The sequence below is a fragment of the Amycolatopsis balhimycina FH 1894 genome (assembly GCF_000384295.1).
Taxonomy (GTDB): domain Bacteria; phylum Actinomycetota; class Actinomycetes; order Mycobacteriales; family Pseudonocardiaceae; genus Amycolatopsis; species Amycolatopsis balhimycina.
On record NZ_KB913037.1, the window covers coordinates 6,584,528 to 6,596,574 of the forward strand.

Genomic DNA, 12,047 nt, shown 5'->3' on the forward strand with positions numbered 1-12,047 from the left:
GAATGTCATGAACGACTCTTTCCTGTCGTCCGACGAGGTGAACGACTCGTTCATGACATCGCGGCGCCGCCATCCGCAAGGGGTGCCGCATGCCTGTTGCCGGGGAACCGTTGTGGTTCCCCGGCGAACTCGGCGTTGGTCCTCAGGCGGTCCACTCGGGGTCGCGGCCCAGGTAGCGCAGCAGCGACGGCACCACGCCGTCGTCGGACGGGCCTTCCAGGGCCGGGGCGTAGGCGAACCCGCGCAGCGGTTCCGCCAGTTCCTTCGCCACCGGCAGCAGGGCCTCGGCCAGCTCCGGCGTCAGCGGGGAGGCCTGGCCGCTCGCCACGGCGATGTCCCATGCGTGCACCGCCGCGTCCAGGGCCGCCGCGCCCACCGCCACCGGGGCCGGGAGCGCGCCCTGCGGCAACGGGGTGGGGACCGCGGCCGCGTCCGGCTTCACCGTGGCGAACGCCGCCGCCGCGGCCTTCAAAGTCGGCTCCAGGAAGCCGGCCGCCGGGCCGGTGAGCTCGCCGGACGGGGCGAACGGGTTGAAGTCCGGGCCGCCCGTGCCCGTGATGGCCGCCGCGTAGCCGAGCTGGTCGCCCGCCGCGTGCTGGAGGACCTGGGTGACGTTCCACTCCGAGCACGGCGTCGGGGCCGAGAAGTCCGTGACGCCGGCGACCGCCGACCGCAGGGCTTCGTGCGCCGACGCGAGAAGCGGCCAGCCGTGGTTCAGGCCGGCGAAGAACCGGCGGATGTCGCCCACCAGGGTGTCCGTGGCCTCGTGCGCCGCGTAGTGGCCCGCCGCGTCGCGGGGGCCGCCGGAGCCCGCCGAGACGTCGTAGCTGTTCCAGCTGACGATGTTCGCGTGGTCGCGCTCGGCGAACCGGCGGATCGACTGGAAGTCGCCCGCGAACATCGCCAGGCCCGTCGGGACCGTCGTCGGGCCCTCCGGGCGCGCCGCCGTGTGCGCGTCCTCGTAGTAGAAGCGGATCGACGAGCCGCCGGTGCGGGTCAGCCAGTACAGCGTCACGTTCGCCAGGACGAACTCCGGGTCGAGGTGCTCGCCGAACAGCTGGGCGTTCCACGCCAGCAGGCCCAGCGGCGAGTCCGCGAGCGCGAACGCCAGCGTGTGCGGCTGCTGGCTGTGCAGCGTGTTGAAGGAGAACATGTTCTCGTAGAACCACTGCAGGCGCGCGAGCCCGGCCTGGTCGGCTTCGCTCAGGTCCGCCATCTCGGCCGGGTCGCCGGACGGGAACGAGAACAGCTGCGTGACGTGTACGCCGACGACCTTCTCCGGCACGAGCCTGCCGATCTCCGGCGAGATCATCGAGCCCGCGTCGTTGCCCACCGCGCCGTACGACTCGTAGCCGAGACGGCTCATCAGCTCGGTCCACGCCGCCGCCGTGCGGTGCGTGCCCCAGCCCGCCGAGCGGGCCGGGCCCGAGAAGCCGAAGCCCGGCAGCGACGGGATGACCAGGTGGAACGCCGGCTCGTCCGCCGGCTCCGGCTCGGTCAGCGGGCCGATCACGTCGAGGAACTCGACGATCGAGCCCGGCCAGCCGTGCGTCAGCACCAGCGGCGTCGCGTCCTCCCGCGACGACCGGACGTGCAGGAAGTGGATCGTCTCGCCGTCGATCTCGGTCAGGAACTGCGGGTACGCGTTGAGCCGCGCCTCGAAGGCCCGCCAGTCGAACTTCTCCAGCCAGTACTCGGCCAGCGTGCGGACCCGCTCGTTCGTGACGCCGTACTCGGCGGGCAGGTCGTCCGGCCACAGCGCGCCGCGCAGGCGGTTCTGCAGGTCGTCCAGGGCGGCCTGGGGGATCTCGGCGCGGAACGGGCGGAGGGCGGGGACCGTCATGACTGGCTCCTTCGGAGTGGAACGGAATGCTTCGTTCCGAACTGTACCAGAGCGGAACGATCCGTTCCAGTGCTAATCTCGGGTCATGAGTGAGACAGCCCTGCCCGGCCGCCGCGGCCAGGCCGCCCGCAACGATGTCGTCATCCTCGATGCCGCCCGCCAGGTCTTCCTCGTGGACCCGAAGGCGCCGATCTCGCACGTCGCCGACCGTGCCGGGGTCGGGATCAGCGCGCTCTACCGGCGGTACCCCAGCAAGGAGGTGCTGCTGTGCCGGCTCTGCCACGACGGCCTCCGCCGGTTCATCGACGAAGCCGAAATCGCCGCCGAAGAGCCCGACGGCTGGACGGCGCTGACCGGGTTCCTCACCCGGGTCGTGGACGCCGACGTGCACTCGCTGACCGTCCACCTCGCGGGCACGTTCACCCCGACGCCCGAGATGGGCTCCGACGCCCGCCGGGCCAACGAGCTGGCGGCGGGCCTGGTCGCCCGGGCCCACGAGAGCGGGCGCCTGCGCAGTGACGCCGTCGCCGAGGACGTCGGCATGATCCTCGAGTGCTGCGCGGCGATCCGCGTCGACGACCCGGAGCGCACCGCGCAGCTGCGGCGCCGGTACCTCGCCCTGCTCGTCGAGGGATTGTCGGCGGGTGGGCCCGACCTGCCGGGCCCACCGCCGCGCCCGGGTGAGATGAACGGCCGCTGGCGTCCCTCCTGAGGGCGGTGCCGCGGCGCGTCCGGATGGCGGTAACGAATTCCGGGAACGCGACGACTGATCAGCGTCGGCTGTCCACAAAAGACCACGCAACATCTGTCAGAGCGGCATTCCCCGGACCGGAACAGCGAGATGACGATTATGCAAAGAAGCTGGCGACGGACCACGATTCTGTCCTCGGTGGCCGCACTGGCCACGGCGTTCATCGCAATCGCGCCCGCCGCGCAGGCGGACACGCCCACCAGTTCCGTCGAAGTCAGTCCCACCACCGTGCTGCCGGGACAGACATTCACGGTCACGCAAACCATTCACAACGACCGCGATTTCACGGTGACTTTCGCGAAGGGCGCCATTTACGGCACTCCGACCGCGATCGTCGACGTCGTCGACATCGTGTCCTGCACCAACACGACGGCGGTCGGCTGCTTCCAGGCCGGGAGCAGCTACCGGGCCGCGTTCGGCGACCTCGAGGCGGGCGGCACGAAGACCACGGTGTGGACCTTGCGCGTCAAGGACACCGCGGCGCCGGGGCAGTTCACGCTGCAGCACCAGTTCGTCGGCGACAACTACGCCTTCGAGACCTTCGACGGCCCGGTCATCACGATCGCCAACCCGGTGACCTACGCCGACGTCAAGGTCGCGCTGGGCGCGACCGGGCACGGCGGGCTGAACGCGCGCATCGACTACACGCTCACCGTGACGAACAACGGCCCGTCCACGGCGACCGGAATCCGGGTCGTGGCCACCTATCCCGCGGGCCTGTCGTTCGCGAGCGGCTCCGGCTGTACCCACGTCGGCAGCACGCGGACCGTGAACTGTGACGTCGCTTCGCTGGCCAGTGGCGCTTCCGCGACGCCCAAGTTCTCCGTGAACGGCGGCCTGCTCGCGCTCGGTTCGTACACCACGACGGCGGTGCGGACGGCGAGCTCGCCGGAGGATCCCACCAGCGCCAACGACAGCGCGTCGAAGACGTGCTCGGCGCTCACCGGGCTCATCGTGACCTGCTGAGGGTTCGCGAGAGGTGAACCGGGCTCGTGTCTTCCGCCAGGGACACGGGTCCGGTTCTCGCGTTTTCAGCCGGTGACCGACGCGTACAGCTTTGCGATGTCGTCGTCGAAATAGGGACTGTAGGAGACGTCCGGGGTGTCGCCGCCGAGCTGGTAACCGCCGATGACGCCGATGACCGCGCCGTCGGTCACCCACGGCCCGCCGCTGGTGCCGTCGGGGAAACCGGGGCACGCCACGCGCATTTGGTAGGTGTCGGAACGTGTGGTGGTTCCTTCGCAAACCACCGGGGAATCGGTCGTGTCGGGGTAGCCCGTGAGGGTGATCCGGTGGTCGAATCCGCGGTTCGTGCCGAGCACGTTCGCGCCCGTGAGGCTTTCCAGCGAGTTCGCGTTTCCGGCCTGCCGGACGGTGAGGAACGCGAAATCCAGATCCGGGTCGGCGGACGACGTCCAGCCGCCGGCGACGGCCACCCCGGTCACCGTCCACATTCCCAGTGGCGCGACACCGTCGTGGTACTCCGGTGCGAAAGACATGCCGTCCTTGACGCAGTGCGCGGCGGTCAGCACGAGGTCGCCGGCGCCGGAGTGCACGACGCTCGCGCTGCAGAAATGGCTGCCGTTCGCGAACAGTGCTCCGACCGGGGAGGCGGCCTTCGGCGGGGGCGGAGCAGCGGGGGTGACCGGAGCCGGTGCCGGGGTGGTGACCGGGGCCGGCACGCCCGCGGCGTAGGCGTCGTCGGCGGTCGTGCCGGTGCCGAGGACCAGCCCGGTCCCCAGGACCAGCAACGCCGCCGCGGTCGTCAGCGCGGTGCGGGGAAACTTGATCGCCACCGGTCCAGATCACCACAGCGGCGCCGGATCCGCAGCGTGCGCGGCCCGATGCACAGCGACCTCATAGTGACCTCACAGCGCTACACAGGCTGCCCGAACGCGCGGTCTTCGGCGTGAGCCGGGGCTGTGCGGTAGTTCGTCGTTAGCCTCGAAGCCATGTCGAGATCGGTCACCTCGCCCGACGGGACGGTCGTCGGGTTCGAGACGTACGGCGACGGGCCGCCGATGGTCCTGGTCCACGGCACCGGCGCGGACCACACCCGCTGGGCCGCGGTCCGCGAGCGGCTGGGCCGGCGCTACCGCCTCCACCTGCTCGACCGCCGCGGCCGGGGCCTGAGCCGCGCCGAGGCCGGCAGGTACGGCATCCGGCGGGAAGGCGAGGACATCGCCGCCGTCGCGGAGGCCGCCGGGGGAGACGTCTACGTCGTCGCGCACTCCTACGGTGCCCTGTGCGCCCTGGAGGCGGCCCAGATCACCGACGCGATCGGCCGGCTCGTGGCCTACGAGCCGCCGCGGCCGGAGCCGGGCGGGTTCGTCGTCGGGCCGGACGCGCGGGCCCGCATGAAGGCGGCCGAAGATCCGGAGGAGATCCTGGAGATCTTCCTCGGGGAGGCGCTCCGGCTCGCCCCGGCGGCCGTCGAGGCGATGCGCGGCACGCCGGTCTGGCAGGCCCGGGTGGCCGCGGCGGCCACGATCCCGCGCGAACTGGACGTCGTCGAAGCGATGGTGTTCGACGAGCGGCTGGCCGGGATCGCGGTCCCGGTCCGGCTGTTCGCGGGCACGGAAAGCCCGGGCTACCTCCGGCTCGCCGCCGACGCGGTCGCGGAGCGGATCCCCGGTGCCGACGTCGTGCCGATGCGCGGGCAGGCGCACCAGGCGATGGACTTCGACCCGGACCAGTTCACCGAGGCGGTGTTCGCGTTCGGCCCGCTCATGGGGGGTTCCGGGTGGCGGAGCCCCCGGCCCGGGGCGGAGCCCCGGTCGGCACCGTCGTGAGGCCCCGGCGGTGTGCCCACGCCGCCACCTCCGTCCGGTTCGCCAGGCCCAGCTTGGCCAGGACACTGCGGACGTGGCTTTCCACCGTGCGCTCGGACAGCACCAGCCGGTGGGCGATCTGGCGGTTGCTCAGCGCGCCGGCCACCAGCGCCACGATCTCCCGTTCGCGGCCGGTCAGCGGGTCGGCCTCGGTGCGCACCCGGTCGAGCAACTCGGTGGCTTTCCGCACCCAGCGGGGCATGCCGAGCCGCCGGGCTTCGTCGGCGGCCTGCCGGGCCAGCGTCTCCGCGCGCGGCAGTTCCCCCAGCGCGGCCAGCTCGGCCGCCAGCCGGACGCGGTTGTGCACGACGTAGGGCCGGGCGCCGAGCCGCGTGTCCCATGCGATCGCCTCCTCGAAGAGCGGCACGGCCTCGGCGTGCTGCCCGAGGAGGGCGGCCAGGCGGCCGGCCCAGCTGCTGGAGCAGTCGCTGCAGAAGGTGCCCGCGCCACCCGAGCCGATCGGGGGCTCGCCGTCCATCCGCTTCGCGAGCCACTCCGCGGTTTCGAGGTCCTCGAACGCTTCCAGCAGCGGCAGGAGACTCGGGCCGATCCCCGGTGGATGCTCGACGAAGTCGGGGTCGCGCAGGTGCGGGCGCAGGGCGTCGTAGGCGGCGCGCGCCTCGTCGCGGCGGCCGGCGATCAGGGCGCACAGCGGCCGGGAGACGACCGTGATCGGCAGCGGCGGCGCGATCGCCAGCAGCTCGCCGTACCCCTCGGGCAGCTCGGCCGGGTCGCCGACCACGTCGGCCAGCTGCTGCGCGAACGCGAAGGACATCGCGACCGTGGACCGGTCTTCGCCCAGTTCCGCCTCCGCGAGCTCGCTCGCGAGCCGGTTCAGCTCGCGGCTCTCGGCGAACGCGCCGCGGTAGGCCGCGACGGACGCCCGCAACCGCAGCTCGTGCCAGCGGACGAGCGGCAGCCGCGTCGTCGCCGCGAGGTCGGAGATCGCGCTCAGCTCGGCGTCGACGGCGGGAATCGTGCCGACCTCGAACGCCGCGTCGATCCGCCACTTGTGCCCCCACAGCGCCACGAGCGGCCGTCCTGGGCCGCCGAGGGACACGGCGAGCGCGCCGAGCCGCAGCCGTTCGGCCAGGGGCAGCTCCCTCGGGCGCGTCTTCAGCCGGGCGCGGACGGCGTCGAGCCGCGCTTCCTGGTCGCCGGACAGCTCCGCGAGGGACAGCGCTTCGTCGGCGGTCTTCGCCGCTTCGCTCGTCTTCCCGCAGTCGGCCGCCACCGAGGCCGACTGCGCGAGCAGCTTCGCCCGCACCGCCGGGTCCCCGTCCGGGCCGATCGCGGCCAGCGCGGACGCCGTGAGCGCGGCCATCTCCGGCAACAGGCCGGGCGCGGCGGTGTCCCGGACGACGAGGGCCGCGGCGGCGGCCAGCATCGGATCGGACGTCAGCCCGGCGGCCTCGCGGGCGTGGTCCAGGCTGCGGGCGAACCGGCCCGCCCGGTACTCCGCGGTCGCGAGGTCGACGAGCAGGGCGGCGAGCCCGTCAGGGGTGCCCGCGCGGCGACGGCTGCCGAGCGCGAGGGCCAGAAAACGCGCGGCTTCGGTGAAGGCGAGTGAGCGGGTCGCGTCCCGCGCCGCCGTTTCGGCCCAGTCCGCCGCGCGGGCGAGGGCGTCCGGCGTCGCCGCGGCCCGCAGCCAGTGCCCGGCGACCACCCCCGGCTCGGCCCGGTGCTCCAGCGCGGCCGCCGTCCGGGCGTGCAGCTCCTCGCGGACGCCCTGGTCGAGGTCGGCGTAGATCCCGTCGCGCACGACGGCGTGGGCGAACCGCCGGGAGCCGGCGACCGCCGGCAGCAGCACGCGAGCGCGCACCGCGCGGTCGAGCGCGACGACGACGTCGTCCACCGGCTGCCCGGCCACTTCGGCGACGATGTGCGCGTCGACCTCTTCGCCGAGGACCGAGGCGATCGCCAGCAGCTCGCGCGTCCCCGCGTCCAGCCCGGCGACCGTGGTGCGGACGAGGTGACGCAGCTCCGCCTCGCCGCCGCCGGTCGCCGAGGACCGCGCCACCGCCTTGAGGTACAGCGGGTTCCCGCCCGACCGCCGCAACGCGTCGACGGCGTCGACGCCCGCCCGGCCGATCCCGGCGAGGTAGGCGCGGACGTCGGGCTCGGTCAGCGGGTCCAGGCGGAGGCTTTCCGTGCCCGGCCGGCCCAGCAGGTCCGGGAGCGCCTCGAAGAGCGGGCCGGCCGAGCCGGTGTCCCGGTACGTCGCGACCACGGCGAGCCGGGAGCGGCGGATCTCCCCGGCCAGGTGCCGCAACAGCCGCAGCGACGCCTCGTCGGCCCAGTGCACGTCTTCGAGGACCACGACGAGGCCGTCCGGGCCGGCCGCGTCGACCAGCGCGTCGGCGGCCACCGCGACGAACCGGAACCGGGCCGCGACCAGGTCGGCGCCGTCGCGGCCGTCGAGGTCAGCCAGCGCCCGGGAAACCTCCGCGCCCGCCTCCGGCAGCGCCCGCAGCACCCGCCGCCACGGCCACAGCGGCGGGGCGCCGGGGTCGTCGACGCACCGGCCCCAGACGGCGGCCCGGTCCGTGACCGTCTCGACCAGCCGGGTCTTGCCGATCCCCGCCGGGCCGCCGACGAGCACCAGCGCGCCGGAGCCCTCGGCCGCCGCCGCGAGCCACGCGCGCAGGTCGGCCGCGGCACCGGCCCGCCCGACGAACGGTTCGCTGCGCGTCACCCGAGCAGTATCCCCTCCGCGTCCGGTTTCAGCGCCGTTCTCCGTACTGGCACTGATGCCCGGGACGCGGTCCGCGGCGAAAGTGGCTCCCAACGCATTGACCAGCGAAAAGGAGCGTCCGATGCACGCCACGATCCACCAGTTCCGGAGTCCTCTCGGGACTCACGACCTCGGCGAGGGCGCCCTCGGCGCCGCCACGCTCACCCAGCTCGGCGGCCAGGCCGGTGCCGTCGTCACCTTCTGGCCCGACGCCGCGGCCGCGGGCGAGGCCGCGTCCCGGCAGCCCGCCGGGACGACCTGGCTCGACACCGGCGTCTACCGGGTCGCCGACGTGCACCCGGCGTCGGACGCGGCCGCCTACGCCCAGATCACCTGGTTCGACGGCCCGCGCGGCGCCGACCAGTCGGCCGCCGAGCAGCGCGCGGGGCGCGAGCGCATCTGGCCCGCGGTCCGGGGCATCGAGGGCGTCGGCACGACCTACGCCCTCATCGCGGAAGACCGGTCCCTGGTCATCGTCGGGTTCACCGCGTCGCTGGCGACGGTCGAAGCCGTCCAGGAGGCGATCATGGCCACCGAGCTGCTGCCCGGTGAGGACCCCGCGCTGCTGCCCGGCGCGGACCGGGTCGACCTGCACCGCGTGCTGCACGCGCACCTGCCGGCGCCGGCGGGTGCGCGATGAGCCCGCACCCGGCGGCCACGCTCCGCACCGGGACGTGGACCGTCCTCAGTGGACGGACGACGGCGGCCTTCGAGGTCCGCAACTTCGGCTTCAACCGGGTGCGCGGCACGATTCCCGTTCGTACGGGCGTTGTCGAGGTGACTGACGGCGAGGTGACGGCCGTCCGGGCGGAACTGGACCTCGGCACGCTCGACACACGGAACGAGCGCCGCGACGCCGACCTTCGCAAGCCCAACCTGCTGGACAGCGGCGCTCGCCCGGAGATGACGTTCGTGGCCGCCGATGTCCAGCGGCGCGGCGACGGCTGGGAAGTCACCGGCGAGCTGTGGCTTCGGGGGACGTCGTGCCCGCTGACCCTGACCGTCGTCCCGGATGGCACCCGGGTCCGCGCCACCGGGACGCTCGACCGGGCGCCGCTCGGCATGCGGGTGCCGCGAGCGGTGATCGGCCGGTACGTCCGGATCGACGTCGAGGCGGAACTCGAGCCGCCTAGCTGAAGTCCTTGGGGAGCAGGGTGGTCGCCGCGTCCGGGGTGGCGACCGCCTTCGGGCGCCGATCGCGGAAGAGCCAGCCGCCGATGATGCCGCCGACGAACCCGAACAGGTGTCCCTGCCAGCTGATCCGCTCGTCGGTGGGCAGCAGCGCCGTGAACTGGTAGGCGAAGCACAATGCCATCACCAGCCCGATCACGATGTCGATCGGGTGCCGGTCGAACAGCCCGCGCACGATGATGTAGCCGAAGTAACCGAACACCAGGCCGCTGGCGCCGATGGTGATCGAGTGCGACGGCGCGGTGAACCAGACGCCCAGCCCGCTCGCGACGATGATCAGCACGCTCACGCTGAGCCACTTCTTCACCCCGCGGTAGGCGGCGAGGAACCCGAACACGAACAGCGGCCCCGAGTTGCCTTCGATGTGGGCCCAGCCGGAGTGCATCAACGGCGCGCTGAAGATCTCCGGCAGCGACGCCGGGTCGCGCGGCTCGATGCCGAACTCCGTGCTCAGGTCGTACCCTTCGACGGCGTTGACGATCTGCAGCAGCCACAGCACCGCCAGCAGGCCGACCATCACCCACAGGGCCTTCTTGGCCTCGGCGATCATCGACTCGGCTTCGCTGCGGGCCGGACCTTCACTGGTCGTACTCATGCGTTTCCCCCTGCTCGGTTGCGCGCCGAGAATAACCGCCGGTGGGCCCGGACGCGGCGTTCCGGCCCCAGCTGTGACCTGGCAGGGTGATGACCATGACGTCACACCGGCCGGAGGTGGTCTTCCGGGGCCGCCGCATGCCCGGCGACCGCGCCCTGGTGATGGCCATCGTCAACCGCACGCCGGATTCGTTCTACGACAAGGGCGCGACGTTCGCCGGGAACGCGGCCAGGGACGCCGTCGACCGCGCGGTCGCGGCCGGTGCCGACATCGTGGACATCGGCGGGGTGAAGGCGGGCGAGGGGCCCGAGGTCGACGTCGACGAGGAGATTCGCCGGGTGGTGCCGTTCGTCGCCGAGGTGCGCGACCGCCACCCGGGGCTGGTCATCAGCGTCGACACCTGGCGGCACGAGGTCGGCAGGCAGGTCTGCGAAGCGGGTGCCGACCTGCTCAACGACACCTGGGCGGGCGCCGACCCGAAGCTGGTCGAAATCGCCGCCGAGTTCGGCGCGGGCTACGTCTGCTCCCACGTCGGGGGCATGCCGGTCCGGACCGACCCGTACCCCGCGCCGACCCCGGACCGGCCCTTCTGGCCCCGCTACGACGACGTCGTCGCGGACGTCGTCGCCGAGCTGACCACCGCGGCCGAGCGGACCGTCGCCGCCGGGGTCCCGCGCGGCGGCGTGCTCGTCGACCCGACCTTCGACTTCGGCAAGAGCACCCGGCACGGCCTTGAGCTGCTCCGGCACTTCGACCGGCTGGTGGCGACCGGCTGGCCGGTGCTGGTCGCGCTGTCGAACAAGGACCTCATCGGCGAGACCCTGGACGTCGAGGCCCACGACCGCCTGACGGGCACCCTCGCGGCGACGGCGATCGCGGCGCACGCCGGCGCCGCGGTCTTCCGCGCCCACAACGTCCGGGAGACGCGGGAAGCGGTGGAAGCGGTGGCGGGTTTCGCGATGCGGTGAACGACTCTTTCCTGTCGTCAGAAGACAGGAAAGAGTCGTTCATGGCATCGGCGTGCTTCTTGTCCACTATGGACTGAGGCGCCAGAGGGACGTCACTTCGGCGGACCGGGCCCGGTGCAGCGGGTCGGCGGGGTCGAGCGCGCGGGGATGGCGCGGAACCGCCTCGGTCCGAGCGACGACCCGCAGGCCCGCCGCCGTGATCCAGCCGAGCAGCGCGGCGCGCGTGCGCAGGCCGAGGTGCTCGGCGAGGTCCGACAGCACGAGCCACGCCTCGCCGTCCGGGGTCAGGTGCCTGCGCGCCCGGTCGAGGAAACCGCGCAGCATCCGGCTGCCCGGGTCGTAGACGGCGTGGTCGAGCGGCGTGCGCGGCCGGCCCGGCAGCCACGGCGGGTTCGCCACCACCAGCGGCGCCCGGCCGGGCGGGAACAGGTCCGCGCGCACGACCTCGGCGCGCGCGCCGAAGCCCAGCCGGGCCAGGTTCTCGGCCGCGCACGCCACGGCGCGGGGATCGGAGTCCGTCGCCACCAGCCGCTCGACCCCGCGCCGGGCGAGCACGGCGGCGAGCACGCCGGAGCCGGTGCCGATGTCGAACACCAGTTCCGTGCCGGGTAACGGCGTTTCCGCGACGAGGTCGACGTATTCCTGCCGCAGTGGCGCGAAAACGCCGTAGTGCGGGTGGATCCGCGCGCCGAGGGCCGGGACGGCGATGCCCCGGCGACGCCATTCGGCGGCACCGAGGACGCCGAGCAGCTCCCGCAGCGGCACCGCCGCCGGCACGTCCAGAGGGCCGTAGACCGCGGTGCACGCCGTGCGGACGTCCGGGGCCCGGCGCAGCGGGACGACGTGCCCCGGGTCCAGCGGCACGTACAGCAGGGAGAGCAGCCGGGCCCGGCGGGCCCGGTCGGCGCGGTAGCGGGGGTAATCGTCCGGCGGGGGCGGCGGGATCCGCCGGTTCACGGCGTCGAGCAGGTGCCGCGCGGCCGGGTAGCTGCCGAGCCACAGGAGCGCGGTAGCGGAGGACATCGCGCGGAGGGCGGCGTCGGCCGGGAGCCGGTCGTCGGCGGCGACGACGCGGCGCGGCGGCGGGGTGAACAGCCGGCGATCGGGTTCGCCGGGCAGGACGAGAAAAGCCAC

Annotated in this window: 11 protein-coding genes; 6 read left to right on the forward strand and 5 right to left on the reverse strand. The window is 73.5% G+C overall.

What is annotated here, in order from left to right; translation table 11 throughout:
- Positions 1-142: 142 nt before the first annotated feature.
- Positions 143-1,843, reverse strand: a complete 1,701-nt coding sequence (locus tag A3CE_RS0130175) for a TIGR03086 family metal-binding protein (protein WP_020643831.1) — start codon at positions 1,841-1,843, stop codon at positions 143-145.
- Positions 1,844-1,928: 85 nt separating this feature from the next.
- Between A3CE_RS0130175 and A3CE_RS0130180 the strand changes: the two genes are divergently transcribed.
- Together A3CE_RS0130180 and A3CE_RS0130185 are read left to right on the forward strand one after the other, a co-directional pair.
- Positions 1,929-2,555 carry a TetR/AcrR family transcriptional regulator gene (locus A3CE_RS0130180; protein ID WP_020643832.1) on the forward strand — a complete coding sequence of 209 codons (627 nt, stop codon included), beginning with the start codon at positions 1,929-1,931 and terminating at the stop codon, positions 2,553-2,555.
- A 177-nt stretch (positions 2,556-2,732) separates the two neighbouring features.
- A complete protein-coding gene (locus A3CE_RS0130185) occupies positions 2,733-3,560 on the forward strand; it encodes a DUF11 domain-containing protein (RefSeq protein ID WP_020643833.1) in 828 nt (275 codons plus the stop codon).
- A 65-nt stretch (positions 3,561-3,625) separates the two neighbouring features.
- On the opposite strand, the gene A3CE_RS0130190 is transcribed toward A3CE_RS0130185, so the two are convergent.
- Positions 3,626-4,390, reverse strand: a complete 765-nt coding sequence (locus tag A3CE_RS0130190) for a trypsin-like serine peptidase (protein WP_020643834.1) — start codon at positions 4,388-4,390, stop codon at positions 3,626-3,628.
- A 156-nt stretch (positions 4,391-4,546) separates the two neighbouring features.
- On the opposite strand from A3CE_RS0130190, the gene A3CE_RS0130195 reads away from it, so the two are divergent.
- Positions 4,547-5,386: an alpha/beta fold hydrolase gene (locus tag A3CE_RS0130195; RefSeq protein ID WP_020643835.1), complete on the forward strand. Its 840-nt coding sequence runs from the start codon at positions 4,547-4,549 to the stop codon at positions 5,384-5,386.
- On the opposite strand, the gene A3CE_RS55440 is transcribed toward A3CE_RS0130195, so the two are convergent.
- Positions 5,322-8,120 (reverse strand): ATP-binding protein, encoded by a 2,799-nt coding sequence (locus tag A3CE_RS55440; RefSeq protein WP_020643836.1) that lies wholly within the window; start codon positions 8,118-8,120, stop codon positions 5,322-5,324. The two genes, A3CE_RS0130195 and A3CE_RS55440, sit on opposite strands and share 65 nt — an antisense overlap.
- Before the next feature lie 121 nt (positions 8,121-8,241).
- On the opposite strand from A3CE_RS55440, the gene A3CE_RS0130205 reads away from it, so the two are divergent.
- Together A3CE_RS0130205 and A3CE_RS0130210 are read left to right on the forward strand one after the other, a co-directional pair.
- Positions 8,242-8,799 carry a hypothetical protein gene (locus A3CE_RS0130205; protein ID WP_020643837.1) on the forward strand — a complete coding sequence of 186 codons (558 nt, stop codon included), beginning with the start codon at positions 8,242-8,244 and terminating at the stop codon, positions 8,797-8,799.
- Positions 8,796-9,296: a YceI family protein gene (locus A3CE_RS0130210; protein WP_020643838.1), complete on the forward strand. Its 501-nt coding sequence runs from the start codon at positions 8,796-8,798 to the stop codon at positions 9,294-9,296. The genes A3CE_RS0130205 and A3CE_RS0130210 overlap by 4 nt, the downstream gene beginning before the upstream one ends.
- On the opposite strand, the gene A3CE_RS0130215 is transcribed toward A3CE_RS0130210, so the two are convergent.
- Positions 9,289-9,945, reverse strand: coding sequence for a rhomboid family intramembrane serine protease (locus A3CE_RS0130215; RefSeq protein WP_020643839.1), 657 nt, complete (start codon positions 9,943-9,945; stop codon positions 9,289-9,291). The two genes, A3CE_RS0130210 and A3CE_RS0130215, sit on opposite strands and share 8 nt — an antisense overlap.
- A gap of 95 nt (positions 9,946-10,040) precedes the next feature.
- Between A3CE_RS0130215 and folP the strand changes: the two genes are divergently transcribed.
- Positions 10,041-10,913, forward strand: a complete 873-nt coding sequence (gene folP, locus A3CE_RS0130220; protein WP_026469016.1) for a dihydropteroate synthase — start codon at positions 10,041-10,043, stop codon at positions 10,911-10,913.
- A 66-nt stretch (positions 10,914-10,979) separates the two neighbouring features.
- Here the strand turns inward: folP and A3CE_RS0130225 are convergent, their stop codons facing one another.
- Entirely contained in the window at positions 10,980-12,047 is a 1,068-nt protein-coding gene (locus tag A3CE_RS0130225; protein ID WP_020643841.1) for a methyltransferase, read from the reverse strand.

Coding starts and splice junctions, on each gene's coding strand:
- A3CE_RS0130175 (WP_020643831.1), bottom strand. CDS start 1,843: ATGACGGTCCCCGCCCTCCGCCCGTTCCGCGCCGAGATCCCCCAGGCC.
- A3CE_RS0130180 (WP_020643832.1), top strand. CDS start 1,929: ATGAGTGAGACAGCCCTGCCCGGCCGCCGCGGCCAGGCCGCCCGCAAC.
- A3CE_RS0130195 (WP_020643835.1), top strand. CDS start 4,547: ATGTCGAGATCGGTCACCTCGCCCGACGGGACGGTCGTCGGGTTCGAG.
- A3CE_RS0130205 (WP_020643837.1), top strand. CDS start 8,242: ATGCACGCCACGATCCACCAGTTCCGGAGTCCTCTCGGGACTCACGAC.
- A3CE_RS0130210 (WP_020643838.1), top strand. CDS start 8,796: ATGAGCCCGCACCCGGCGGCCACGCTCCGCACCGGGACGTGGACCGTC.
- A3CE_RS0130215 (WP_020643839.1), bottom strand. CDS start 9,945: ATGAGTACGACCAGTGAAGGTCCGGCCCGCAGCGAAGCCGAGTCGATG.
- folP (WP_026469016.1), top strand. CDS start 10,041: ATGACGTCACACCGGCCGGAGGTGGTCTTCCGGGGCCGCCGCATGCCC.